The sequence below is a fragment of the Roseateles sp. YR242 genome (assembly GCF_900109745.1).
In the GTDB taxonomy this organism is placed as follows: Bacteria; Pseudomonadota; Gammaproteobacteria; order Burkholderiales; family Burkholderiaceae_C; genus Roseateles.
In genome coordinates this window covers 547,153-573,324 of record NZ_FOAV01000001.1, presented here as the reverse complement: position 1 = coordinate 573,324, position 26,172 = coordinate 547,153, and the positions used below count along the sequence as shown (strand labels likewise).

21 protein-coding genes are annotated in these 26,172 nt (G+C 66.2%); 16 read left to right on the top strand and 5 right to left on the bottom strand.

Annotated elements, in window-relative coordinates; all coding sequences use genetic code 11:
• Window positions 1-39: 39 nt before the first annotated feature.
• Entirely contained in the window at window positions 40-447 is a 408-nt protein-coding gene (locus BMY53_RS02475) for a VOC family protein (RefSeq protein ID WP_255369998.1), read from the bottom strand.
• A gap of 268 nt (window positions 448-715) precedes the next feature.
• A complete protein-coding gene (locus tag BMY53_RS25835; RefSeq protein WP_177200679.1) occupies window positions 716-2,887 on the bottom strand; it encodes an ATP-binding protein in 2,172 nt (723 codons plus the stop codon).
• 195 nt (window positions 2,888-3,082) lie between these two features.
• Here BMY53_RS25835 and BMY53_RS25830 point away from each other — a divergent pair, with 195 nt between their 5' ends.
• The 7 genes from BMY53_RS25830 (at window position 3,083) to upp (ending at window position 11,579) form a co-directional block, all read left to right on the top strand.
• Window positions 3,083-4,630, top strand: a complete 1,548-nt coding sequence (locus tag BMY53_RS25830; protein ID WP_177200678.1) for a WD40/YVTN/BNR-like repeat-containing protein — start codon at window positions 3,083-3,085, stop codon at window positions 4,628-4,630.
• Between the two features lie 19 nt (window positions 4,631-4,649).
• Window positions 4,650-5,420, top strand: coding sequence for a hypothetical protein (locus tag BMY53_RS02460; protein WP_092943236.1), 771 nt, complete (start codon window positions 4,650-4,652; stop codon window positions 5,418-5,420).
• An 89-nt stretch (window positions 5,421-5,509) separates the two neighbouring features.
• A complete protein-coding gene (locus BMY53_RS02455) occupies window positions 5,510-8,290 on the top strand; it encodes a zinc-dependent metalloprotease (RefSeq protein ID WP_092943234.1) in 2,781 nt (926 codons plus the stop codon).
• 279 nt (window positions 8,291-8,569) lie between these two features.
• Window positions 8,570-8,791, top strand: a complete 222-nt coding sequence (locus BMY53_RS02450) for a hypothetical protein (RefSeq protein WP_092943232.1) — start codon at window positions 8,570-8,572, stop codon at window positions 8,789-8,791.
• Between the two features lie 410 nt (window positions 8,792-9,201).
• Window positions 9,202-9,945 (top strand): acetyltransferase domain-containing protein, encoded by a 744-nt coding sequence (locus BMY53_RS02445; protein WP_092943230.1) that lies wholly within the window; start codon window positions 9,202-9,204, stop codon window positions 9,943-9,945.
• 52 nt (window positions 9,946-9,997) lie between these two features.
• Complete coding sequence (gene rlmB, locus BMY53_RS02440; protein WP_092943228.1) at window positions 9,998-10,792, top strand: 23S rRNA (guanosine(2251)-2'-O)-methyltransferase RlmB; 795 nt, start codon at window positions 9,998-10,000, stop codon at window positions 10,790-10,792.
• Window positions 10,793-10,949: 157 nt separating this feature from the next.
• The gene (gene upp / locus BMY53_RS02435; RefSeq protein WP_092943227.1) at window positions 10,950-11,579 is read left to right on the top strand and encodes a uracil phosphoribosyltransferase; all 630 of its coding nucleotides are present in this window, start codon (window positions 10,950-10,952) and stop codon (window positions 11,577-11,579) included.
• 11 nt (window positions 11,580-11,590) lie between these two features.
• Here the strand turns inward: upp and BMY53_RS26650 are convergent, their stop codons facing one another.
• Both BMY53_RS26650 and BMY53_RS02425 read right to left on the bottom strand, forming a co-directional pair.
• On the bottom strand, window positions 11,591-13,132 hold the full coding sequence (locus tag BMY53_RS26650; RefSeq protein WP_177200677.1) for a methyl-accepting chemotaxis protein: 1,542 nt from the start codon (window positions 13,130-13,132) through the stop codon (window positions 11,591-11,593).
• A gap of 150 nt (window positions 13,133-13,282) precedes the next feature.
• Window positions 13,283-13,672, bottom strand: coding sequence for a 2Fe-2S iron-sulfur cluster-binding protein (locus BMY53_RS02425; protein ID WP_092943223.1), 390 nt, complete (start codon window positions 13,670-13,672; stop codon window positions 13,283-13,285).
• 204 nt (window positions 13,673-13,876) lie between these two features.
• Between BMY53_RS02425 and BMY53_RS02420 the strand changes: the two genes are divergently transcribed.
• Window positions 13,877-14,380 (top strand): M48 metallopeptidase family protein, encoded by a 504-nt coding sequence (locus tag BMY53_RS02420; RefSeq protein WP_218151158.1) that lies wholly within the window; start codon window positions 13,877-13,879, stop codon window positions 14,378-14,380.
• 68 nt (window positions 14,381-14,448) lie between these two features.
• On the opposite strand, the gene BMY53_RS02415 is transcribed toward BMY53_RS02420, so the two are convergent.
• Window positions 14,449-18,090, bottom strand: a complete 3,642-nt coding sequence (locus tag BMY53_RS02415) for an RICIN domain-containing protein (RefSeq protein WP_092943221.1) — start codon at window positions 18,088-18,090, stop codon at window positions 14,449-14,451.
• Window positions 18,091-18,444: 354 nt separating this feature from the next.
• On the opposite strand from BMY53_RS02415, the gene BMY53_RS02410 reads away from it, so the two are divergent.
• The 8 genes from BMY53_RS02410 (at window position 18,445) to BMY53_RS02375 (ending at window position 26,137) form a co-directional block, all read left to right on the top strand.
• Window positions 18,445-18,696, top strand: coding sequence for a hypothetical protein (locus tag BMY53_RS02410; RefSeq protein ID WP_255369997.1), 252 nt, complete (start codon window positions 18,445-18,447; stop codon window positions 18,694-18,696).
• A gap of 237 nt (window positions 18,697-18,933) precedes the next feature.
• Window positions 18,934-19,500 (top strand): ATPase, encoded by a 567-nt coding sequence (locus BMY53_RS02405; protein ID WP_255369996.1) that lies wholly within the window; start codon window positions 18,934-18,936, stop codon window positions 19,498-19,500.
• Between the two features lie 189 nt (window positions 19,501-19,689).
• Window positions 19,690-21,231, top strand: a complete 1,542-nt coding sequence (locus BMY53_RS02400; RefSeq protein ID WP_092943217.1) for a methyl-accepting chemotaxis protein — start codon at window positions 19,690-19,692, stop codon at window positions 21,229-21,231.
• A gap of 367 nt (window positions 21,232-21,598) precedes the next feature.
• Window positions 21,599-22,708, top strand: a complete 1,110-nt coding sequence (locus BMY53_RS02395; RefSeq protein ID WP_092943759.1) for a tRNA dihydrouridine synthase — start codon at window positions 21,599-21,601, stop codon at window positions 22,706-22,708.
• The gene (locus BMY53_RS02390; RefSeq protein ID WP_092943215.1) at window positions 22,705-25,029 is read left to right on the top strand and encodes an alpha/beta fold hydrolase; all 2,325 of its coding nucleotides are present in this window, start codon (window positions 22,705-22,707) and stop codon (window positions 25,027-25,029) included. The genes BMY53_RS02395 and BMY53_RS02390 overlap by 4 nt, the downstream gene beginning before the upstream one ends.
• A 10-nt stretch (window positions 25,030-25,039) precedes the next feature.
• Window positions 25,040-25,384 carry a translation initiation factor Sui1 gene (locus tag BMY53_RS02385; RefSeq protein ID WP_092943213.1) on the top strand — a complete coding sequence of 115 codons (345 nt, stop codon included), beginning with the start codon at window positions 25,040-25,042 and terminating at the stop codon, window positions 25,382-25,384.
• A gap of 173 nt (window positions 25,385-25,557) precedes the next feature.
• Window positions 25,558-25,809 (top strand): hypothetical protein, encoded by a 252-nt coding sequence (locus BMY53_RS02380; RefSeq protein WP_255369995.1) that lies wholly within the window; start codon window positions 25,558-25,560, stop codon window positions 25,807-25,809.
• An 82-nt stretch (window positions 25,810-25,891) separates the two neighbouring features.
• A complete protein-coding gene (locus tag BMY53_RS02375) occupies window positions 25,892-26,137 on the top strand; it encodes a DUF3297 family protein (protein WP_092943755.1) in 246 nt (81 codons plus the stop codon).
• The last annotated feature ends 35 nt before the right edge of the window (window positions 26,138-26,172 follow it).

Genomic DNA, 26,172 nt, shown 5'->3' with positions numbered 1-26,172 from the left:
AGGAAAACGGAGCGATGTTCGCATCCTCGCGATCCACACTCAGACCAGGCCAAACCCCGCCCGGAACGGCGCTGCCGCATCCTCCCGGGTATTGAGTTCCACCAGCACGCCACCCGGCACGCGGCAGAAGAAACGCGAGCCGCGCTCGTGGGTGATCAAGCCCGAAGCGAACTCGACGCCGTCGCTCTGGAAGCGTTCATACAGCCCGCGCAACGCTTCCAGCGAAGGCAGCTCGAAGCCGATGTGGAAATTGCCGGGCCAATCGACCGGGCGGTCTGCTGCGTCCTCGATGACAACGTCGAACCCATAACCCTTGAGCATGCGGCTGCGCCCCATTGCGGTCACTTGCCAGTCCAGGTGCTGCTCGAAGAAGCTCGCCGTGGCGGGGACGTCTCGCGAGGGGAAACTGAGGTGGTTGAACTTCATGATGTGCGTTTTCGATTGCATGGCTGATTCCAGTAGGGATCTGGAGCCACGCGTGCACAGCGTGTGGGGAAGTCCGGGGAGGCGGGGGGCACAGGCCCCATTTGATCGCAAGCTCAGCCGTGATCACGCACCCGGATCTCCTCCGAGCGCGATGCGCGAGCGTGGATCCGATGGTGCGTTGGCTGACGTGAACGCTTACGGCTGCCTGGGGAGGCAGTGGCGCGAGTATAGGCCTAGCCGCCGCGGCCATGTGAAGACCCGGGTAAAACGGCGCCCCTCGATCCGTGCATTAGTGGCGCGGCGGCCCCAACGTAAATTCGAAGATGACATTCGGATGGACATACCGATAAGCCAAGGTGCCGCCATGCTCTTCCACGATGCGGCGCGTGATGAACAAGCCCAGGCCCAGCCCACTCCTGTTGTGGGCGCCTCGATCCTGCCCCCGTTTGAACGGCTCAAACAGCTCCGCAGCCATCGCTGCCGGAATCTCCTCGGCTTCGTTCGCGACAGCAAAGCGATGGCCGCCGTCGTCAGTCGGCGCAAGAGAGAGGGTCACCGGCCGACCAGGCGCGCCATAGTTGCGTGCGTTGGCGATCAGGTTCGACATGGCCTGCGCCAGGCGGATCGGGTCGCCCACCACAGCTGCCGGCCCCGACGTCGATGCCACGATCTCAAAACCTGGATGGCCCATGCGAACCTCCTCCACCAGATCGTGGAGGAGCGCTTCCATGTCCAGCTCCCTCAGGTCACCGTGCAACGGCATGCCCACGTCAGCGCGGCTGAAGTCCAGCACCTGCGTGATCAGTCGATGCATGCGCCCGCTGGAGGCATCCAGCCGTGCACCAAGCCGTCCTGTCTGCGAGGGATCCGGCTCTCGCTTGAGAACCCCCGCCACCATCTGGATGGCCTGCAGCGGATCCCGTAAATCATGGCTCAGCATCGCCAGCAGGTTGCGTCGGGCCGCTTCGATGTCGGCCTGCCTCGCAGCCGTCGTGCGCTGCAACTCCAGCATGATCTGCTTGCCGAACCGCTCGTCCATTTCGCTCCACGGCTCCGCGCAGTCGGCGACCTGCTCCCGCCATTCAGAGAACGAACCTCTGGGGGTCAGCCGAGGCCCGTTCGGGCCACGCGCCACCACCTTGTCCGGCTGTCCGGCCCAGCGGACGGTCTCCTTCTGCTCCTTGCGCAACGCAATCAACAGGCCGCCATTGCTGGCATCGAACGGAACGCACATCGCGCCCACCCACTGGCCGAGCATGTGCCGCAACGGTTCCGGCCAGTCGCCCCGGCAGTTCCGCAGCGCCGGCATGTCGCCGGTCCATGGCGTGGTGGCGATGGCCACGGCCAGATCCTGAGGAAGCGCCGCATCGGACACCACCTTGCTCTGCTGCACCAGGATGACCGCATCGGCTCGCAGCACGTCACGCAGCCCGGCTGACTGCGCCAGCAGTGCGCTGATCGCGTCATCCGCGATCGTGAGGTCACCCGCCAGTTGGGCGATGAGCGAGGCCGTCTGCGCCTGGCCTCGCGCCAGTTCGCGAGCCTCGATGGTGCCGATGGCCGACGACAGGATGTTGGCCAGCACATCACAGTCCGAACGTACGGGGTAGGGGACCTGCAGCGAGCTCATGTGGTGGCAGGCAATCAGGCCCCAGAGCTTGTCGTTGAGGACGATGGAGACGCTCATGGAAGCGCCCACCCCCATGTTGTGCAAGTACTCGACGTGGATCGGCGAAACGCTGCGCAGCACCGAATGCGTCAGGTCCAGGGGCGGTGCCTGCGGATGGCCGATCAGTGGCACCGCCCGGTAGCTGACGTGCGGGATCAGCCGCAGCGTGTTGAGCAGGTAGAGCCGGCGCGCCTGGGCGGGAATGTCGCTGGCGGGGTAACGCAGGCCGAGGTAGGAGGACAAGGTGTCCACCTTGGCTTCGGCCTGCACCTCACCGCTGTCGTCATGGCGGAAGCGATAGGCCATCACCCGGTCAAAACCGGTCCAGGTGCGGATGGCGTCCACGGCCACTTGCAGGACGGCTTCCAGCGAACCCGCGCGACGGATCCGGTCATACACCCGCGCCTGGGAGCTCAGGGGGGACAGCGGCTGGGTACGGGGTTCGATCTCGATCAGCGTGTGGTGATCGTGGACGTGGACGACGGCGTCATGGGCCTTGCCACCCAGTTCGATCTCACAGAAGGCCGGCATGCCCAGCGTCAATGCGGCTTCGTCGGCCAACATGGAAAGCTCCCCATGCACCGTGCCGGGCAGCGACACGTTCTGCCAGGGCATGCCCAGCGTCGGCTGAATGCCGAGCAGGGCTGGCACGTTGTCGCTCCACGCCGCGACTCTTCCTTCGCGCAGGGCGATCAGGAGACCGTGCGGCTGGATCGAGCCTGGGATGTGAATGGGCTCTTCCGCGCAGGACTGCAGCGTCGGGAACGGGACGATGGACGGCTCGTGGGTCACTGGCGAGGTCTCGACGTTTGCGTGAACTCGGCGCGCGGCAGGCTGAGCGGCATGGGGTGGGCGGGGAATCGAGCAGACATGGGGCCTCTGCGGGAAAGTAGGCACTTTACCCTGGGCCTCTTTACAATCTTGGCACAAACAGGGCCAGCAAGACTGGCCAATCAAGACATCAACGAATTCGAGGGGGAGGTGACCATGCGTCACGGATGGACCGCGTGGGCCCGGCGACTGGGCGTGGGCATGTGGATGGCACTGGGCGCCATGCTGCTGTCCGGTTGTGCCTCGGTGGAATATCGCAGCCCCAAGCTGCAGGCGCAGACCGATGGCGCGGTGGTGATCCGTGTGCTGCCGAACGTGCAGTCCAGCTCGCTCTACTTCAAGAACTGGCAGGCGCTGGAGATTGCCAGGTTGCCGGGGCTGGACGACAGCCATTCTGACGGCAAGGAAAAGGTCTACAGCATCGCCCCCACCACGGTCGGGGCCTCGCGGAGTGCGCTTTATGCAGGCTCGCTCCCGCCCGGCCATTACCGCTTCGTCAAGTTCTCCGCCATGCAGTGTGGCGCCATGTGCGTGCAGTCCTGGATGGGGGTGAACCAAAAGTTCAGCCGCTTCGAGGTGAAGGCCGGGCAGATCACCGATCTGGGCGTGCTGGTCCAGACTGCTGGGGAAGACAGCCGATCTTCGCTGTTGACGCATGCCCCCAAGGGGGGCGACGCCCTGACGCCAGAGCTGGTGCGGGAGCTGTTGCCGGATATCGCGCCGTTGCTGCGCCAACCCACGCTGGGCTGGCGCGAGGCCACTGTGCCGCCCAGCATGGGGTCGATGCAGCGGCTGTCCATCACGCGCAGTTGGGGCTTTGCCTCCCCGCATGAGGACGAGGCGGGCAGCTTCCTGTATGGCTCCGCCAATGGGGTGGTGGGGCGTTGGTCGCCGCCCTGGAAGCGCCAGTCGTTTGATGTAGGTGAACGCGTGGCGATCGATGCCGTGCTGGTCACGCCTGCCGGAGACTGGATCGCTGGGGGCGAATACAGCGTGGTCAAACTCAGCAAGGACCGTGGCGCCACCTGGAACAACTTGCGCGGCCAGTTGCCGCTCGGGCTGGTGGTGGACCTGACCGTGTGGCGGGATGAGGTGCTGCTGACGATGCTCAAGGGCGGCAAGGATGTGCAGGTCTACCGCGCGCCTGCCGGCACGGATCAATGGAAGCTGGCGTCCAGCCATCCGATGGACATCAACTGGTTCTTCGACGTTCAGGGCGCCACACCGCACTCGGCCCTTGTGAGCGACACCCTGGTGACCACCGTGCCAGGCCGCCAACTCGCCGTGCTGGACCTGCCCACTGGGCGGGACGACCTGCGTAAGCTGCCGGGGGCCGCTCAGATGTTCTCGGCCTCGGCAGATGGGGTGCTGCGCTGCCGCTGCATCTCCACCATCAAGGTGGACCCCTACGAAAGCCGGGATCTGGGCCAAACCTGGCAGGAGTCAACGGCTTCACGGTTCATGCTGATGCCCACGTTCAAGGACAAGTCCATTGGTGTGGCCTTCAAGGGCGGCTTCTTCTCGCCGAGCAAGTTCACCTACACCCGAGATGGCGGCAATACCTGGACCGAGACCACCGAGGCGCCGGTCTTCTTCAATCAGCTCTTCTTCTCACGGGACGGCCGCAAGGCGTATGCAGTGTCTCTGCAGGGGATCATGTGGGTGACGGACGATGACGGCGAGTCGTGGGATCGGGTGCAGTAGGCCTGCCGGACCCTCGATCATGAGAAGCCGCCGCTTCAATGCCATCCGTGAGATGGACGCCGTGCTGCCTGCCATCGAGGCTGTGTTGCTGCCGCTCGGATTTGTGCGTGCCGACAACGTGTTTCACCGCCGCTCGGACGCGGACGTGTTGCCGCGTGTGGAAGCGGTGACGCTCGGGTTGGCATATGGCTTTCGCACCTGCTGGCTGCACGTTACCGTCAAGGTGCCCGCGCTGATTGAGCTGCTGAGCGCGGTCCGGCCCTTTGCCTACAGCAAGGCGCTGGCATGGCAGGTGCCGGACTACGCGAGCCATGTAGCCTGCATGCTTCGGCTCTCCGAGCTGGGCGCAGCGGGAGCCGCGCCGTTGCCGGATGGGATCAGGTGGCGTGAGGACGGCCGGTTGCAGCGTGCGCGACGGGTGACCGCTGAAACGCTGGGCGCCACGATGGCTTCGCTGGTGGAGCACTACGCGCTGCCGGCCTTGCGGGATCGGCTGACACTTCGCGGGCTGGCGGCGGCGGCCGATACGCCTGGCTATGAGCGAAGCGGTGTCGCCGGCGCCTGGCCGCTGGCCGCGCGGCTGGCCTTGGGAGATGTGGCGGGGGCCGAGCGGGCGTTTCGTGCCCATCCGTACTCGCTGGGCTCCGACCGGGCTCGTGTGGCGACCGCCAAGGCGTGGCTGAAGGGCTGCGGGGTAGCGGTGGGGGACGTGGCCTGGTCGCAAGAGGCTGCGGATGTGGGTGATCCGTGGGACGCGAGGGCGTGGCTGACGGGGGAGCTGTTGCCGTGAGGAGCAGTGGCAGGTGCGTTGCCCCTCGCCAGAAACCGCCCTCCCAACGGGTTAGCATCCCTCAACCGGACATCCATCCAGAGGGATCAATGACAAGAATCTTCGGGGCCGCGCCCAGCGCCTCGTTTTCGCGAGGCACCAGCGTGGTGCCTGCTGTTTCCGTGGCCCAGCGGTGGGTCAGGCCCGCCAGCGGCACGCTGGGCCTGGTGGCCACAGCCATCATCGTGCTGAGTGCGTGCGCCACGTCGGGCACCACAGCGAACAAGTCAGGCGCGGCTGCCACGGCCGCTGCCCAAGCCGCTTCGGCCCCTCGCCCAGCCCCCACCCCCGCCTCCGGCCCTGTCGCCCGCGTCCCCCTGGTTGCCACCCCTGCGGCCAGCGGTGCCAGCGCTCCGGCCGTCCAGGACCCCACCGAACCCAAGCCCTACGACAAGGTCATCACGGCCGATGCCAAGACGCAGGACGGCCTGTTCAAGCTGCACACCATCAAGACCCGGCTTTACTTCGAGATTCCGAAGGCGCTGCTGGACCAGCCCCTGCTGATGGTGCTCACGGCCACCCAGGTGCCCGCAGGCGTCGAGCACGTGGGCCGGGCGCTGAACGAGGACGTGGTGCGGTTTGTCCAGAAGAACAACCGCCTGTACCTCCAGCAGATCTCCCACGCCTTCGTGGCAGACCCCGCCAAGCCCAACGCGGATGCCGTGCAGCGCTCCCAGCGCGACCCCATCCTGGCCAGCTTCCCCATTGATGCCTTCAGCAAGGACGGCGCGCCGGTGATCGAAGTGAGCCGCCTGTTCCTCAGCGAGGTTGGCGATTTCAGTGCCCGTACCATGCTGCGCGGCAGCGGCCCGGACCCCAGCCGCAGCTACATCGACCAGACCAAGGCCTTCCCGGGCAGTGTTCGCATTGACGCGGTGCAGACCTACCAGATCGGCGCCATGCCCATGATGATCCCCGGCATGCCGGTGGTGCCTGCCGCTTCGCCGGCCCGGGCTGGCAGCGTCAACGTGGCCTACAACATCGTCAAGCTGCCGGAGACGCCCATGCGCCCGCGCTTCATGGACGACCGTATCGGCTACTTCAGCGTCTCCCGGGTGGACTTCGGCGCCAGCGGCCAGGAGCTCAAGCGTGACCGGCTGATTACTCGCTGGCGCCTGGAGAAGAAGGAGCCGGACGCCGCCCTCAGCGAACCCGTCAAACCCATCGTCTGGTACATCGACAGCGCCACGCCGGCCGCCTTCGTGCCTTACGTGAAGCGGGGCGTGGAGGCCTGGAACAAGGCTTTCGAGGCCGCGGGCTTCAAGAACGCCGTGGTGGCCCGCCCGTTCCCGACGAAGGAAGAGGACCCCGAATTCGATCCGGAAGACGTGCGCTACAGCATCATCCGCTGGGTGCCATCGCCCATCCCCAATGCCTACGGACCGCACCTGAGCGACCCGCGCAGTGGCGAAATCCTCAACGCCAATGTCGTGATGTTCCACAACATCCTGCAACTGCAGCGCGACTGGTACGTGACCCAGGTTGGCGCTGCCGACCCGCGTGCACGCAAGCTGCCGCTGCCGGACGACCTGATGGGGGATCTGGTCACCTTCGTGGTCAGCCACGAGGTCGGGCATGCGCTGGGCTTTCCGCACAACATGAAGTCCAGCTCGCTCTACCCGGTGGAGAAGCTGCGGGACCCGGAATGGCTGCGCACCATGGGCCATGTGCCCTCGCTGATGGACTACAGCCGGTTCAACTACCTGGTCCAGCCCGAAGACAAGGTGGACCCGACCCTGCTGATCCCTGGCGTCGGCCCCTATGATGTCTTCGCCACCCGCTGGGGCTACACGCCCATTCCCTCGGCCGCGACGCCGGAGGACGAGCTGCCCACGCTCAATGCCTGGGCCCGCGAGCAGGACACCAAGCCCTGGCTGCGTTTCTCGTCACCCAAGGCGGACGGCGGCGACGCCGGTGAAAACGTGGAAGCCGTGGGTGATGCCGACCCCATCACCGCCACCACGCTCGGCGTGCGCAACCTCAAGCGCATCATCAAGCAGCTGCCGGCCCTGACGCCGCCGGACGGCCAGGATGACCGCACACTGGAGGCGCTGTACCGGGCCTCCGCCATGCAATGGGCGCGCGAGATCAGCCATGTGGTGACCCTGGTTGGCGGCTACCGTACGCAGAACAAGCACAACGACCAACCGGGTCCGGTGGCCGAGGTGGTGCCCAAGGCCGAGCAGGCCAAGGCAGTGAAGCTGCTCAATGAGCAGCTCTTCGCGACGCCGCAGTGGCTGCTGGAACCCACGGTGACGCAACGCCTGCGGTCCATGGAGCCCAACCTCACGTTGCAGGTCTATCAGCGATCCTTGCTGCGTTACCTGCTGGACGGCAGCCGTACCCGACGGCTGCAGGACCAATCCGCGCAACTGGGCGACAAGGCCTACGGCGTGGACGACCTCCTGCACGATGTGCGCCGGGGCATCTTCACGGAGCTCTACGCCGGCGGCCGCGTGAGCACCATCCGCCGCAACCTGCAGCGTGGCTACCTGGAGCTGCTGGCGGAACGCGTGATGGCACCGGGCGCAACGCTGGACGACAGCAAGCCGCTGATGCGCGAGGAAATGAAGACCCTGCGGCAACAGATGCTGGCCGCTGCCGCCAAGGCACCCGATGCCGTGCAGCGCGCCCACTGGGCCGGCCTGGCGGACTACGCCATCCGCGTGCTGGACCCGCGCGGCACCGGCTCGGCCGCGAGCCCCTTCAGCTTTGGCTGGAATGCCCCAGAAGCACAAGGCGTGTGCTGGGAAAACGATCAGTCCTGGTTTGATGCGCTGGTGCAGCAGGAGCTTGGCAAGACCCGCCCCTTGTTCCCGCCGCTTCAATAGCCTGCAACCCGGCATCCCGCCCCTTTCACCGGGGAGCGCCCATAAGGCCCGCCACTGCGCGGGCCATTCTTTTTGAGTGACACGGTCTGCCCCTTTCCACCCGAAATCGGGCCCGCTGATTGCCCGCTCTCACCACGCGCCGGCATGCACCCACTGCCTGTGACAAGCCGCCGGGACCTCCTCCTGTACGGGGGGTGTCTGGCTCGCCTGCACTGGGCCACGATGGATGACATGCTTTGCCGGTGACGGCGATTCATTCAGCGGAAGAGGAGAGGTGCCATGCGATGGCTCAAGTTCTCTGCATCTGTGTTGGTGATCCTGTGGGCGGTGGCGGCCAATTTCTTGGGATTGGCATTGCCGGATGGCGCCACGATCGGGGACATGGTCTTCGGGGTGGAGACGTCCAAACCCCGGGAGATCGGTCCCATACAACCCAAGCACAGGCCAGCCAAGCCGGCCGACGCGAGCAAGAACGCACACGCCGCACCGGCCGCCTCCTGAGCGGCCCCGGGGGCCCACTGCGAGCATCAACTGCTGTGCCGCAACTGCTGTGCCGCATTTGAGCGGCCGAACGCGAACGGCTCAGCCTTGGTGCCAGCCTATGGCTCAGCGACCAAGTCGGTCGTAGCGGCCTGCCTTCAAGTCGTTGAGGAAGCCTGCCAGCAGCGTGCCATCTGCCGCAAAGAACTTGGCAGGCTCATAGGGACGCGCCTCAATCACACATCTGTTTGCATCTCTGCCCGGTGGCATGTAAATCAGTGTGAGGACTGCCCCCTTTAAGGGGGTCCGCTTGAACTCTGTGGATCCCCCCGGAACGAACGTCTGCGTCATCGGCGCGCCAGCCGCCTTCGGTAGACTGCGGCCCGATGAATTCGAAGGTCCGTTTCCCAACTACCCGTCCCGGCCCCCTGATGGGCCCGGAGGGCTTGGCCGTTGTCGTGCCGACGCCCCGTTATCCCCGTCTGGACGCCTTGCGCGGCCTGGCCATGGTCTGGATGACGGTGTTTCATTTCTGCTTTGACCTGAGCTTCTTCCGGCTCATTCACCAGGATTTCTACCGCGACCCGTTCTGGACCTGGCAGCGCACCGCCATCGTCAGCCTGTTCCTGCTGTGTGCCGGCATGGGGCAGGCCGTGGCGCTGGCGCAGCAGCAGAGCGCGGAGCGCTTCTGGCGCCGCTGGGGGCAGATCATGGCCTGTGCGCTGCTGGTGTCGCTGGGTTCGTGGTTCATGTTCCCGCGCTCCTTTATCAGCTTTGGCGTGCTGCACGGCATGGCGCTGATGCTCATCCTGGTGCGGTTCGGTTTTTCGCGCCTGCCCAACCCCTGGCTGGTGCTGCTGGGGCTGTTGGCGGTGCTGCTGCCCCTGGTGGTGGCGCATCCGATCTTCGACACGCGCACCACCAACTGGGTGGGCCTGGTGACCCACAAGCCGCTCACCGAAGACTATGTGCCCCTGCTGCCCTGGCTGGGCCCCATGCTCTGGGGCTGTGCGCTGATGCGCACGCAGAAGGTGCGCCTGGCGCTGCAGAAGCCCTTGCCCAAGGTGTTGAAGCCGCTGGCGGTGTTGGGGCAGTGGTCACTCTCCTATTACATGCTGCACCAGCCGGTGCTGATCGGCGCGCTGATGGGGGCGCAGTGGCTGGGCCTGTTCTGAGCGGCTGGCTGCGGGCCTGCCCGGCAGGCTGCGGAGCGGCGACAATCGGGGCATGAGCGCATCCAGACAATCCCGGGCCGGGGGCGGCGACGCCCCGGCGGCCGGCGGCAAGACCCAGATCCTGTTCGGCTTCCATGCCATTACCGTGCGGCTGAAGACCGCGCCGGCGTCGGTGCAGGAAATCCTGTTCGACGCCACGCGCAAGGACCAGCGCATGCGCGGCTTCCTGGAAAAGGCCGAGGCTGCGGGCGCCCGCCTGGTGGAGAGCGACGACGAGCGCCTGCTCAAGCTCTGCGGCACCCACCGGCACCAGGGCGTGGTGGCACGGGTCAAGCCCGTGGCACAGCACCATTCGCTGGACGACGTGCTCGACGAGGTGGAAGGTCCTCCTCTGGTGCTGGTGCTGGACGGCGTGACCGATCCGCACAATCTCGGCGCCTGCCTGCGTGTGGCCGATGGCGCGGGTGCGCATGCCGTGGTGGCGCCCAAGGACCACGCGGTCGGCCTGAACGCCACCGTGGCCAAGGTGGCCAGCGGCGCGGCGGATACGGTGCCCTACCTGATGGTCACCAACCTGGCTCGCACGCTGAATGAGCTGAAGGAACGCGACATCTGGGTGATCGGCACCTCCGACCAGGCCGAGAAAACGCTGTACGACCTGGACCTGAAAGGCCCCGTGGCCCTGGTGCTGGGGGCCGAGGGGCAGGGCATGCGTCAACTGACCGGCAAGACCTGCGACGAGCTGGTGCGCATCCCGATGCAGGGGGCGGTGGAAAGCCTGAATGTGTCGGTGGCGGCGGGTGTGTGCCTGTATGAGGCGCTGCGGCAGCGCCAGGGCTCGCGCTGAGGGCTGGGGCGGCTGCCCGCGCCGCTGCTGCGGCAGCGGTTGGGTGACCCCGCCGAGGTGGGAGGCGGTCTCGGGTGGTCACCCCATTCAGTGGCGAGGCCGGGCATGATCTTTGCGGGGGATAATCCGGTTCATCTCGTCCCCAAAGTCCATCCTCATGTCCGTTATTGAAGTCAAACATCCCCTGGTCAAGCACAAGATCGGCTTGATGCGGGAGGCTGACATCTCCACCAAGAAGTTCCGCGAGCTCACCGGCGAGGTGGCCCGCCTGTTGGCCTATGAGGCCACGGCCGACTTCCCGCTGGAGAAGACCACCATCGACGGCTGGTGCGGCTCGGTGGAGGTGGACCAGATTGCTGGCCGCAAGGTCACGGTGGTGCCCATCCTGCGTGCGGGCCTGGGCATGCTGGATGGCGTGCTGGACATGATGCCCAACGCCAAGGTGAGCGTGGTGGGCCTGGCGCGGGACCACGAAACCCTGCAGCCGGTGAACTACTTCGAGAAGTTCGTCGGTCAGCTGGAGCAACGCACCGCCCTGATCGTGGACCCCATGCTGGCCACCGCCGGCTCGATGATTGCCACCATCGACCTGCTCAAGGCCCGCGGCTGCCAGGACATCCGCGCGCTGGTGCTGGTGGCCGCGCCTGAGGGCGTTGCTGCGCTGACCAAGGCGCACCCGGAAGTGCGCTGCTGGACGGCCGCCATCGACTCCCACCTCAACGAGCAGGGATACATCATCCCCGGGCTGGGAGACGCCGGGGACAAGATCTTCGGTACGAAGGAATAACAGGCCCGGCGTCAACCGAGCCTGAAGCTCGACACCGTCTCCACCAACTGCGCGGACTGATCCCGCAGGCTTTCCGCCGCTGCGGCGGATTGCTCCACCAGCGCGGCGTTCTGCTGCGTCATCTGGTCCAGCTGCGACACCGCCTGGCCGATCTCTCCCAGGGTCAGTGCCTGCGAGGCGCTGGAGGAGGAGATCTCACCGATGATGCGGGTCACGCGCTGCACGCTGCTCACCACGTCGCGCATGGTGTTGCCCGTCTCGCCCACGAGGCGGCTGCCGCCATCCACGCGCTCCACGGATGCGGAGATCAGCGTCTTGATCTCCTTGGCGGCCTCGGCGCTGCGCTGCGCCAGCGAGCGCACTTCGCCCGCCACCACCGCAAAACCACGGCCTTGCTCGCCGGCCCGCGCCGCTTCCACTGCGGCGTTCAGCGCCAGGATGTTGGTCTGGAAGGCGATGCCGTCAATCACGCCGATGATGTCGGCAATCTTGTTGGACGACTGCTGGATGTCGTTCATCGTGCTGATGACCTGATCCACCATCGCGCCGCCACGGCCCGCCACGTCAGAAGCCGTCTTGGCCAGGCCATCCGCCTCGCGCGCGGCTTCCGCATTGAGCTTCACGCCTTCGCTGAGTTGCGCCATGGCCGCGCCTGTTTCTTCCAGGCTGCTGGCGGCCTGCTCCGTCCGGTTGGACAGGTCGGCATTGCCGGTGGCGATCTCGGTGGAGGCATGGCGCACCTGGTCCGCCGCCGAGCGCACGCCGGCAATGGTGGATGCCAGCCGTGCCTGCATCTCCTGCAGCGAACGGTTCAAGGCGGCCACTTCGTCGCTTCCCTCCACGCGACGGGTCTGGCGCAGGTCGCCGTCCGCAATCGCCTGGCTCAGGGTCTGTGCATGGCCCAGCGGCTCGGTCACCGAGCGGGTGATCACCAGCGCCACCATCACACCCAGGATGATCGCCACCGTCATCAGGCTGATCACCAGCACCCGGGTGGATTGGGCTTCGTTCTGCGCTTCCACACGGGCGGCCTGCAACAGGTCACGGGTGTGCTCGGCAAACTTGTCGATGCTTTCCAGGTAGGCATTCATGGCCGGGATGAGCTTCGTGGCAGCGGCCGCCTTGATGTCATTGCCGGCGGCCTTTTCCTTGGCGAGCGCGTCACGGGCATCCTGATAAGCCTTGCGGGCTTCACCGATCTGGTCGATGAGCTTGGCGCCCTGCGGCTCCTTGATGTTCTCTTCCAGTTCCTTCTGCACCTTGTCGATGCGCAGGGAGAGTTCCTTGGAACGGGCCGTGAAGGCTTTCACGAAAGTCTCGTCATCCATCACCATCTGCACGATGCGACGCTGGATGTTGCCTTCCGTCATACCCGCCCACTGGCGGGACAGCTCCAGCGTGCGCATGTCCACTTCCACCAGCCGCTCAATGCGCTGGTGAAGCATCGACACACGCACCACGCCTACGGTGGAGGCCACCGCCATCAACAGGATCACCAGCGCAAATCCAGCCAGTACCCGGCTGCGCAGGCGCCATTCGTTGAGCTTCAACATGCCACTTCCTTCTTGTTGGGGGACCGTTCGATTTGCGGTCTCCCGCGATGCTGAACCGTCCGCAGCCCCTGTGGCACAGCGAAGAAGGGGGGCTCTGTGAATTGCGACGCGCTCCGTGCCCGCTGTCATGGACAGGTCACACCGCCTGTTTCATTTTTGCGTCGTTGTCGGCAGCGTGTCAGGGCTGACATCCACCGAGGCGACAGGCGGCTTGGGCGCTGTGAGAACAGTCGGGCGAGGGGCGGCGGCCGGGCGGGTGGCCTGGGGCGCGTCCAGGACAAGGTCGGAGCGGGCGCAGGCGACACAGGGCAGGATCCAGCCTTCGGCCTTTTCCTCGCGGGAAAGGCCCGGCCATTCAATGCGGTAACTGATCTCACCGCTACGCAGCTGGGTGATGCAGGCGCGGCAGGTGCCGTTGCGGCAGGAGTGGGGCAGGCGCACGCCTGCGGCCAGCCCTGCCTGCAGCAGGGATTGGTCGGGCGCTGTCTCGAAAGTCCAGCCGTGGGGTTCCACGGTGACGCGCAATCTCGGTTCGTCCATGCCGATATCATGCCCGCTACGATCGGCCGGGCCACCATTGACGGCGCGGCCCTTGGGCAGCTCTATTGACCGCTCCATTGACCGGCTCTATTGGCCGGCTCTATTGGCCGGCTCCCTGGGCCCGGCGCTCTTGCGTCGGCGTTCTTCACCCGGCGCTCCTGCCCCAACGCCATTTGCTGCTTCCCTGTTCCCGGGCTTCCCATCATGACCATGAAGTATTTGCAGGGCTACCCAGCGGCCCTGGTGGCCCAGGCCCAATCATTGCTGGACAGCGGCGAACTGGCACCCCTGCTGGCGCGCAAGTATCCGGAGCCGCACGACGTTCGCAGCGACAAGGCCTTGTTCGACTACACGCAGGCGCTGAAGCAGCGCTACCTGCGCAATGCGGATCCGCTGGCGCGTGTCTGCTACGACGCCAAGCTCAAGGTGGTGCAGCATGCGCTGGGTACCCACACCCGCGCCACCACGGTGCAGGGCACCCGCCTCAAGTCCCGCCGCGAGATCCGTGTCGCCACCCTGTTCAAGGAGGCGCCGGCGGAATTCCTCAAGATGATCGTGGTCCACGAGTTGGCCCACCTGAAGCATCCCGACCACGACAAGGCCTTCTACCAGTTGTGCCATCACATGGCACCCGATTACGGGCAACTGGAATTCGACCTCCGGCTTTGGATGAGCTGCGTGGACCGGGCCAGCGCTTCCGGCTCCTGATGTGAGCCGAGGCGCCGCCGCGTGGTGCCGATTGCCAGGCACCACGCAGACCGACGCCCCCACTGATGTCAGGGCCAGGCGCGCAGCAGCCAGTCGTTCAAGGTGGTGATGCGGGCCGGGTCTGCGCCCAGCTTGCCGGCCTTCCACACCGCGTACTGGAGCTTCTGCTCAGCCGTGGTGCGGTAGTCCACCGAGTTCATCGCATACACACCGGGCGACACCAGCACCAGCGGCTGTTTGCTGCGGTCCAGGCAGAACGCGAAGCCTGCGGTCGGTTCAGGCTCTCCCAGATCGGTGTTGTTGGGGTCACACCGGCGCCACGCCGCAGGGTCGGTGGTCGCATAGAGCTGGTTGAACTGGCGGAAGGCGCCATTCAGCACCTTGAGATAAAGCCCTGACTGAAGCTGATCCAGCTTGACGAACGGGGTGCCGCCATTGACCTGCGTGCTGGTGGTCTCCATGAAGTTGGTGGGAGACAGGTGCTTCAGGACCTGTGCGCGGCCAAAACGCCCACGGTTGTCCGCCAGCGGCCGCGTGTCTGTGGCCACATACAGCGGGATGCGGTTGTTCACATACTGCGCCGATTTGATGCGGGCCTGCAGCAGACGGATGTCGCTCAGCATGGCGGCGGACGCCTGGGCGGCCGTGGCGCCACCGAGCAGTTGGGAGAGGTATTCGTCAAAGCCGGTGAGGTAGGGCCAATCCACCGAATAGTTGGCCCAGTCGCCTTGGGCGCCCGGGTTGATGGTGACCTGCGCCTGGTACCAGGCATTGGTCCGGTAGTAGGAGCCAGCCTTGTTGTTGGTCTCCCAGGCCAGGATCCACTCGCGGGTGGTCTTGCCGCTGCTGTCGAAGTCGGTCTGGTAGACCATGTGCGGTGCCAGGTAGAAGGCGCTCACCGTATTGAAGGGCCAGCCGCGGGCTTCGCCCCGGCCGGTCCATGTCTTGGTGGCGGCGTCGTAGTCGCCCAGGAACCAGCGCTGATCGCCTTCCAGGCCATAGCGCTGTGCCCACTCCCACTGCTGCACCAGGTTCCACTGGAACATGCTGCCCACCACACGTTCGATGAACGCGTTGGTGGTGAAGGCCGCCGGCTCATCGGCCGTGCGGGCCGATGACACCAGGCGTTGCAGGTTGGCGGCGCCCACCTGGGCTCCATACTGCCCCGAGGCGGCGATGTGGTTGCCCCGGCCGCCCCCCAGGAAGGCATAGACCTCGAAGCCGTACGGCTGGATCATCGACTGGATCTCGTTGCGCTGTTCAGGCGTGAGATGGCTCCAGTCGCCGAAGGCGCTGGACTTGTGCGATTCGAACCAGGCGGCGATGCGCCTGGACGTGCCCAGCGGATCCTGGCGACCGTTGCCGGAGAACGTGGCTCCCGCGGCAAAGGACCCGGTGGTGCTGGCGCCTGCCGGCCAGATGTCCATCGGGTGCATGGCCGGCAGGTAGGAGTTCCAGTCTGGATACTGGATGGGCATCTGCACTTCACGGGCATTCAGCGTGGCGTTGGCGTCCATCACCTTGTCGATGTCGGCCTGGGTGAGTGCCAGGGCCGAGCCGTCCAGCGGCTGGCCGAACAGGGCCTTGACGGCGTTGGTGGGCGTATCGACCACGGCGTCCAGGCCGGCACCGGCGGACCATTCGGCGATCGGCTTGCTGTCCAGCCCGGGGCCCGGCTGATAGGGCGGGTTCCACGGCGCTGCCTGGGCCACGTGAGGCAGGTTCTGCAGCGCGTAGCGCAGATAGGCGGTGATCTGCCGGCCCTCGGCCTCGCTGAGCCCATGGAAGCGGGCGCGCTGGACGATGGCGTTGTTGGAGTAATTGAAGTACTGCAGGTCCCGGCCATCGGAGGCATGGCAGGAGGCGCAGGCGGCATGGATGGAACGGTTCGCGAGCGTGGACTTCAACAGACGGTCCTGAGCCTTCCACAGGGTTTCGCCGGCGGTGACGTCTGCGGTGAAGGTGCGGCCGGCCTGCTTCTCGATGTTGATGTCGGCGCGCTGGATCGCATTGGTCGCCAGGCTGGTGCCGGAAGTGTTGCGGAACTGCAGGTCGATGATGCGATAGCCGTTGGACTCGCCGTCGCTGCCGTTGAAGCGGAACTGGACGAGGTTGACGCCATTGATCAGCCGCGCCTTGGTGGCGGCATCCAGCGTCAGCTTCATGCGGGCGGTATAGACACCCCCGCGCTGAAGGCCGCCTTGCACACGCTCGGGGTCGGCCAGGGTCATGGTGGTGTCGGTGATGTCCACCCACGGGATGGCACCGGCATTGGCCACGGCGGTGCCGCCCAGGACGCGCAGGCTGCCCTTGATGCGTGCGGGGGCCTCTGTGGTGGCTTCGAACTCAGGCGGACCGAAGAAACCGCAACGGTGGCAGCGCAGCCACAGCTCGGTGGCGGCGCTGGCGCCTGCCTGGTCCAGGGTGAGGTTGGCGGTGGCCACCACGGGGGCGCTCGGCAGGCCGGCGCCGAGCAACTCCAGCGGCAGCTTGAGTGCAGTGGTGGCGGTGGGTGGCGTCTCTGTGGTGGGAGGGGTGGTGGGTGGGGTGGTGCCGCTGCCGCCGTCGCCCCCGGGGTCTGTGCCGCCACCGCCCGTGTCACCGGCTGTGGGCGCAGGCACGGGTGTCCAGACAGCGCTTGCCGTGGTCACCAGGCGCCATTGCTGGTTGGCCTTGTTGGTGCCGCAGTCCCATTGCTGGATGGGCGCACCAGCGTCGGTACGTTCGGCGGTCACGTCCAGGCAGAGGCCGCTGTGCAGCGCCTTCAACTGGATGGTGTCGCTGGTGGCGGTGGGCAGGAAATGCTGGTTGCTGCCGTCGGTATCCGGCCATTGCTGGACGGCGGTGCCGGCGACGGTTGCCGCCCCGGTGATGTCCAGCAGCTGGCCGCTGGCGAGGTTGCGCAGCCGATAGCCACCGTCTGCCGCGAGCGTGAGGTCGAAGCGCTGGCGGTCAGCGCCTGTGCAGGTGGCCTGCACGGCGCGGTCGGCATCGGCCAGGCCGGTGCCCGCGAGATCCAGGCACAGGCCCGACAGGCTGGAACGGAGGCTGAAGCGGCCGTAGGGCAGCAGGCCACGGATGGTCGCAGCGGTGGATTGCGGGTACAGGACGAACAGCTGTTCCGGCTGCGAGTTGCAGGTCATCTGCTGGAGTGCAGAGCCCTGTATGGCGGCGCATTTGGCGCTGCCGGTATTCATCACGCTGAACAGGTGGCCCTGGATGCGGCTTAGCGTGAAGCGCTGCGCGCTGGTTTCATTGGCGGCCCAGAGCTGGATGGCGGCGCCTTCGGCGGTGGACATGGCCTCCAGGTCGAGCGAGAGGCCGCTGCTGACCTGGGTGAGCCGGGTGGAGCCATCGGTGTTCAGGCTGAGGTCGAAGGCCTGGGTGGTGCCTGCGGCGCAGGCCGCTGCGGTCAGTGTGCCGGCGCCGTTGCCCGTAGACGCAGCGGTGAGGCACAGGCCGGAGGAGGCCTGGGCCAGCACGTAGCGTCCGGCGGGGATGGCTGTGGCGGTGTCTGCGGCTGCGGCTGTATCTGCCAGCGGGCGCTGGAGGGCGTCCTCGGGCTGTGCGGCGCTTGTGGACTTGCCACCGCCACAGGCGGTCAGCAGCGTCAGCAGCAGTGAACCTGCGGCCCCCTGAACCGTCCGCCGCCATCCCCGCGATCTCGTGAGCGTCGCAGACCGCGACATGACATTCGACCAACGCGCCATTTCAACTCCTTCTTCCGTGGCGCCCGCGCTGGGCGCGAGGCGATGGAAATCCGGTTGCCTTTGCAGGTCACCGGGGTCCTTGATCGGCGCGATTAGAAGGACCACCAGTGACCGTCACAAGCGTTCCGGCGTCACTGAAATCAGGAGTTACCGCTGAAGCAGTTTGCGGCCAACAGATGAGGGCCAACCTACTCGGACGGGGAATATCACGGGTTTGTGAATGGGCGTAAAGCGGTGTGGAGGGGGTGAGTTCGCAGGTCGCGGGCCCTCAACAGGCAGGGTGCTCGGCGGTTGCTGCAAATGCGCTGATGACGGCTGATAAACTGCGGGCACGACGGCCAACTTGGATCCGACATGTCTTCCCGTACCAGCCGGCCCCTGACAGAACGTGCGATGCGAATCGCTGAGAGCCGAATCCCCGAGCTCGCGGCGAGGTCCGGTCATGAGGCGTACAAAACAACGCTGAGCCGCACCGGTGCAGTGGTCGTGAAGACCAGCCAAGGCCAGATGGTGGAGCGGCGTGCTGACGGAACGTCGACCGTCATCAAACACCTGCCTTTGGGCAAACGCGTGACACCCGGAGTGATCCTCAAGCGCAGCAAGTAAACGGTTTGTTGAGGATGGGGTGGTCAAGTTCATTGCAAAGTCACCGACGCCTGCTCAGCCACGATTGCGCGTGCTGGCTGGTCCTAATGGATCGGGCAAGAGCACAATTCAACGAGAACTCAGGCCAGAGTGGATTGGTGTCTTCGTCAACGCCGATGAAATTGAGCGCGCACTCAAGGAGTCGGGTGGCAAGCTGAAGTTGGGACCGCTTGGAATCGGCGCAACCCCGCGGTTGTATTGAAGCGGATCGAACGCCACATCAAGAATTCCGAATTTGCCGGGAAGTTGGGCCTTCACTCGCTGATCGGCCGGATTAAGGTCGACAAAGCGCATACGCTGGTGGTACCAGGTCCCTTTGATTCCTACCTTGCGTCTGTGTTGGCCGATGCCGTCCGCCGCGAACTGCTGGAAGAGGCGAAAACCTTCACTTTTGAGACGGTGATGTCTTCGCGTGACAAAGTCGATTTCATGAAGGAGGCGAGGGAGCGAGGCTATCGCGTCTACTTGTACTTTGTCGCCACGGATGATCCGGAGATCAACCTGGACCGTGTTCGGCGTCGGGTCATGCAGGGCGGCCATCCCGTACCGGAAGCCAAAGTCAGGAAGCGGTATCGGGAATCGATCGATTTGATGACAGAGGCCTGCCAGGTCGCGCATCGCGCCTATATCTTTGACAACTCTGGATCCAAGCACAAACTGCTGGTGGAGTTCGAGGAACTGGCTGATGAAGTCTCCATCAAGCTTCATGCGGGTCGCCTGAATCCATGGTTCATCGAGACTGAACTTTGGCGGTCGTTCTCCTGAGTTCTTGATCAAAGGCTGAACCATTGGAATAGCCGGTTCGCTTGCGGATAGCCGGCACGGCATGAACCAAGGTACCGGTGGTGGTCCCCAAGGCGATTTTGCGCATCCGTGCTGTCAGCTGGCCCCTGAGGCGCCTCAGGGCATAAAGTCGGTGGTGCCCATTGATGGAATGTCATCCCGGAGGAATGCATGATCCCCACGACGACGATCCGGCAGCGCATGCTGGTGTTGAGCATGGTCAGCCTGCTCTTCGTGCTGCTGGTCGGCGGGCTCGGGTATGCCGCCGTGGTGCGGCTGGACGCCGCAGGCAGCGCGTTGACGCGCACCAGTTCCGCGCTCAAGAGCCAGGTGGAGGCGGACATGATGCACGACGCCTTGCGCGCCGATGTCTACCGTGCACTGCATGCCGCCGGGCGTGGAATCGCGGGTGAGGAAGCATCGGTGAAAGCGGACACCGCCGAGCATGTCAAGGAATTCCGGGAGTTGATGGCGACGCTGAAGTCGCTCTCACTGGGCGCAGAGATCGACGCCACGATCACGCGGACCCAGGGCAGCCTGGATGCGTACATCGCGGGCGCCTCGCAGGTGGTGGGCCTGGCTTTCAGCGATGCCGCTGCCGCTGAAGCGCAACTGCCGGCTTTCACTGCGAAGTTCTCCGCCCTGGAGACGGAGATGGGCGCACTCAGCGACAGCATCGAGGCGCTGGCCGCGTCCACTCAGGCCGACAGCGAGGCCCTGGCACGGACTGTTCGTGTCACGCTCCTGGTCGCCGTGGGTGTGGCGGCGGTGATCCTGCTGCTGCTCAACGCTCGCGTGGCGCGTGGCATCGCCATGCCGCTCCAGCGTGCGGTGGAGGTGACCCGTGCCGTGGCGGGGGGCGATCTCAGTGGCCGCATCGAGCCCGGGGGCCACGATGAGACTGGTCAACTGATGACTGCTTTGAAACAGATGTCTGGCGATCTGGCCTCGGTGGTCGGCCAGGTGCGCGACAGCGCCACATCGATCGCCACCGGTTCCTCCGAGATCGCGAGCGGGAGCATGGACCTGAGCCAACGTACCGAGGAGCAAGCGGGCAGCCTGGAAGAGACGGCCGCCGCCATGGAGCAACTGACCGCCACCGTACGGACCAACGCGGAGACCGCTCGCCGGGCCGTGGAACTCGCAGGCAGCGCCTCGGCGGTGGCCGGTGAAGGCGGTCGTGTCGTGGGTGCTGTGGTGCAGACCATGACCGATATCTCGGACAGTTCGCGCCGCATTGGCGACATTCTGGGCGTGATCGACAGCATTGCCTTTCAGACCAACATCCTGGCACTCAACGCTGCGGTGGAAGCGGCGCGCGCAGGTGAGCATGGACGGGGTTTTGCCGTAGTGGCGTCGGAGGTGCGGATGTTGGCCACTCGCAGCGCGGATGCGGCGAGAGAGATCAAGACGTTGATCGGCGACAGTGTCGCCAAGGTCGAGACGGGGACGCGGCAGGTGGACGCCGCCGGCAGCACGATGAACCGCCTGGTGGGTGAAGTGCAGGCGGTGAGTGTGCTCATCGAGCAGATCAGCGCGGCAAGTCATGAGCAGAGCCAGGGCCTGGGCCAGGTGAATGAGGCGGTGACCCACCTGGACAGGATGACGCAACAAAACGCGGCCCTGGTGGAAGAGTCGGCCGCAGCGGCGGAGAGCCTGCGGCAGCAGTCAGAGCGGCTGACGGCGGTGGTGGGGCAGTTCCGGCTCGGGTGAGGTTGCCTGGCCGGACGAAGCCCACTGCTCCATTTTGCGGCAGCGTGAAGAATCACCTGTTTAATCAACGGCTTGGGCCATCCCTGCGCAGCCTGTACACGCCTTTATCCACAGCGGCTGTGGACGATCCGCTATGCTGTTGGACTTTGCCGCCGAGTTGTGCACCGCAGGTCGCACGCCGCTGGCCGAGGTTTCCTCGCGCACCCTCGCAGTACCTGTAGTGCCCCCAATGACGCCAGAGTCCGACCCTGCAGCAGACACCGCCAAGCCAGGCGCCGCATCTCCGGTGCCTACACCGCCCGGCGCGCCCGCCGCCGCTCCAGCCCAGCCCGCACACCCCGCCGTGCCCACCATCCTGCTGGCGCCCATGGAAGGGCTGCTGGACCACATGCTGCGCGACACGCTGACCCGCGTGGGCGGTGTGGACCGATGCGTTTCCGAATTCATCCGGGTCACCGATCAACTGCTGCCACGTCGGGTATTCACCCGCATCGTGCCCGAGCTGCTGCACGGCAGTCGCACACGCGCCGGGGTGCCGGTGCGCCCACAGTTGCTCGGCTCGGACCCTGCCTGCCTGGCCGACAACGCCGCCCGCCTGGCGGGGCTGGACCCCGCGGGCATTGACCTGAACTTCGGTTGCCCGGCCAAGACCGTCAACCGCCACCGTGGTGGCGCCGTGCTGCTGGACGAGCCCACGCTGGTGCACGACATCGTCGCCGCCGTGCGACTCGCCGTGCCGGCCCACATTCCCGTCTCCGCCAAGATGCGCCTGGGTAATGAGGACCGCTCGCTGCTGCTGGATTGCGCCCATGCGATCGAGCGCGCCGGTGCCGCCGAACTGGTGATCCACGCCCGTACCAAACGCGATGGCTACAAGCCGCCCGCCTATTGGGACCAGATTGCCGTGGTGCGGGAGGCGGTGCGCTTGCCGGTGGTCGCCAATGGCGAGGTGTGGACCGTCGAGGATGCCCGTCGCTGCCTCGCGGAATCCGGCTGCGACACCATCATGCTGGGCCGGGGCATGGTCGCCGACCCGGGGCTGGCATTGGCGCTGCGTGCCTCCATCACGGGCAGCACCACGCAGGCCCTGGCCTGGTCCGATCTGCTGGTGCTGATGGCCGACTTCTTCCTGCAGGTGCGGACCCTTGTCGCCGCTCGGCATCAGGCCGGGCGCCTCAAGCAATGGCTGCACTATCTGCGCCGCCGTTATCCCGAGGCGGAAGAGGCCTATCAGCGGGTGCGCACGATCAATGCGGCCGACGAGATGACCCGCCAATTGCTGGGCGCGCCAATCGCGGAAAAGATGGCCGACGAGATGGCCCGCCGGCTCTCACGCGCCGCCGCACGAACCGCTACCGCAGCGCATGATGCAATGACCGACCCTGCACAAGCCCCGTCGCAGGCACCATCGGCTGCGTCCGCTTCCTCTCTTGACTCTTACGCAGTGCCCACCGAGGCACTCTCGTTGACCGCATGACCGTATCTGCTCCGTTCGCCCGGCCTGCTGCCTGGCTGAGTCCGCTGGCTGCCTCGTTGCTGCTGGTGCTGGCCACGCCCATCGCCGCGCTGGCCGCAAAAGCCACCGCCCCGCTGAGCCTGGAACGCGTCTACAGCGACCCGCCGCTGCAAGGCCGCACCACGCGCCAGGCGGAAATCTCGCCAGACGGCACCTGGGTCAGCTTCTTGCGCCCCTCCGCGGCTGACAGCGATCAGCTTGAACTTTGGGCTCAGCCCACGGCCGGCGGCGAGCCCCGCAAGCTGGTCTCCGCCGATGAGGTGCTGGGCGGTCGCCGCCAGCAGCTGACCGAAGCCGAACGGATGGCACTGGAGCGCAAGCGCATCACCCAGGGCGGCATCACCAGCTACCAGTGGTGCGGACCGGACGGCCAGACGCTGCTGTTCCCGCTCTCCGGTGACCTCTATCTGGTGCGTCTCACCGCGCAAGGCCCGCAGGCGCAGCGCCTGACCCAGGACGAAAACGTCCCTGAGCAAGACCCCAGCTGTTCCCCCGACGGCAAGCAACTGGTCTACGTGAAGGGCGGCAACTTGTGGCTGCAGCCGCTGTCGGCCCAGGCCGCCCCACGGGCTTTGACGACGGACGGTGCCGGTACCCGCTTCTGGGGCCTGGCGGAGTTCATCGCCGCCGAGGAACTGAGCCGGCAACGAGGCTACTGGTGGTCGCCGGACGGCAGCCGGCTGTTGGCGCTGCGTGTGGATGAAGAGCGCGTGCCGGTGAAGACTCGCGCCCAGATCTTCGCGGACCGCACCACCATGACCCAGCAGCGCTACCCCAGCGCCGGCAGCCCCAACGCCCAGGTCACCGCCTGGGTACTGGATCTGGCGGCGGAGTCGCCCGCTGCGCCGGTGGCGCTGACCTTGCCCGCTGAGGCGGAATACATCCCCCGCGCCGGTTGGTTCGGCGATGGCACGCCGTGGCTGCAGTGGATGACGCGGGACCAGCAGCGGCTGGTGCTCAATGAATACAAACCGGACGACGCCGGGACAGGTGCCCTGACCGGCCGCGTCGTCACCGAAGAGCGTGATCCCGCCTGGGTCGAAGTGCAGGACGACCTGACTGAACTGCCGGCGCGCCGTCTCTCCGGCAAGCCGGCTCTGCTCTGGTCCAGCGAAGCCTCCGGCCGGCGCCAACTGGTGCTGGTGGACCGGGTCACCGGGGAGCGCACGCCGCTCACGCAGGAACCTGAAGCCGTGGCCTATCGCGTCTGCAGCCGTGGCGACATGGTGGTTTATGCCGCCGCGCGGGACCGTGGCCGTGCCCGGGAACTGTTTGCCGTGGACCTGAACGGCCGCGCTCGGCCACTGGCTGGCCAGATGGAGCGCCAGTGGCGTGACGCCCGCGCCGACGGCGAATGCGCCCGCCTGCTGGTGACCCGCTCCGCCTGGGGCCAGCCACAGAGCCTGTGGCTGCAGAACCTGCGCAGCGGTGCCGACCCGGTGGCCTTGCCCGGAGACGCACCCGACGCCCTGCTGGCGAAGGTGGCCCCGGTACCGGAAGTGTTGGACATCACGGCCGCCGATGGCCACACACCGCTCAATGCCTTTTATTTCGCGCCGCTGGACGGCCGTGCCGGCCCGCATCCGGTCATCACGCTGGCCTACGGCGGGCCGGGCGTCAGTACGGTCGGCTGGAGCTGGCACCGCGACACCGCCCTGATCGCCTACTGGCAGCGCCGCGGTTATGGGGTGTTCACGCTGGACACACGGGGCATGGCCAATCGCGACCGCGCCTTCACTCGCGCGCATCGCCACGCCTTTGGTGTGACCGAAGTGGCCGACCTGTTTGCGGCCGTGCGCCAACTGCCGCAGCGCCGCGCCGGCATTGATGCGAGCCGTATCGGCTTCTTCGGCTGGTCGTATGGCGGCTTCCTCGCCGTGCGGGCCATGCTGGACAGCCAAACACCATTCGCCGCAGCCGTGGCCGGCGCACCGCCGACCGACTGGACGCTCTACGACACCGCCTACACCGAGCGCTATCTCGGCCTGCCCACGGATGCTGCCGGCCAGCCAACGGCGCCCTATACACAGTCCAACCTGATCGCCCGCGTGGACCAGTTGCAGCACCCGTTGCTGGTCATCCACGGCACCGCTGACGACAACGTGCTGTTCGAGCACACCCTGCGCCTGAGCGAAGCCTTCCAGAAGCAGTCCATTCCCTTCGAGATGATGGTCTATCCGGGCAAGGCCCATGGCATTGCTGGACGCGGCGCCCGCCTGCATCTCTACCGCACCATCGACGCCTTCTTCGCCCGCACGCTGCAGGCGCCGGCCAAGCACTGAGGGCCCGACCATGGCACTTGTCTACTCCACCGACAGCGGGCGCGTCTGCCCCGAATGCCGCCAGGCGCAAGCCGACTGCCGCTGCAAGGCCAGGGCCCAGGCCGCCGTGGTCGGCAACGGCCAGGTGCGCGTGCGCCGCGAGACCGCCGGCCGCAAGGGCAAGGGCGTGACGGTGATCCTGGGCCTGCCATTGACGGCCGATGAACTGACCGGCGTCGCCAAGCAGCTCAAGGCGGCCTGCGGCAGTGGCGGGACGGCCAAGGACGGCACGGTCGAGATCCAGGGCGACCACCTGGACAAGGTGATGCAGTGGCTGCAGAAGGCCGGCTACTCACCCAAGCGTGCTGGCGGCTGAGGGCCGCTGGCTTCCGCTGGGGTCCAGTGTGTGACACCGAACGCACGCACACCCCGTGAGTGGGTGAGAGCTTGAAACAGCCGCCAGAACCGCGACGTATGCACGCCTGCGCCGGTGCGCTTGGCCCTAATGTCTGACGAACGGGCCTGTCTCCCCGGGCCCGGGAGATCGTCATGAATCCGTCCGCCGATGTCATTGCCGAAAGCCGCCCGCATGCGCACAGCCAGGGTCGCAGCCAGGCGTCTTATCTGTTGCGCTTCGAATCCCTGTTCCACAGTGGCCGGGGCCTGAGCTTCCCCTGTGACGCTCAGGGCCACGTCGCCCTGGACCAGCTCAGCGAGCAGGCCCGCGAGAACTACCTGTTCGCCCGCGCGGTGGTGGGCCATGAATACGCCACGCCGATGGTCCAGCGCTGTTTTGATTGAGCGCCGGTTCGGCTGAACCGCGGTTCAGCGGAGTGGTTGTTGGACAATGCAGGTCATCCGTAGTTTTCAGTTGACCTTTTCCATGACCGATACCGCTCGCCCCGACCTGCCTGACCACCTGTCCGTTGACCCGCGCAGCCCGCACCATGTGGCCGCCGTTTTCGAGCACGAGATCGGCATCCGCTTCAACGGCAAGGAGCGTGGGGACGTCGAGGAATACTGCATCAGCGAAGGCTGGATCAAGGTGCCCGCCGGCCGTACGCTGGACCGCAAGGGCCAGCCGATGATGCTCAAGCTCAAGGGCACGGTCGAGGCTTTCTACAAGTAAGCCGCACCGCATGCCCGTCGTGCGGGCCCAGCGCA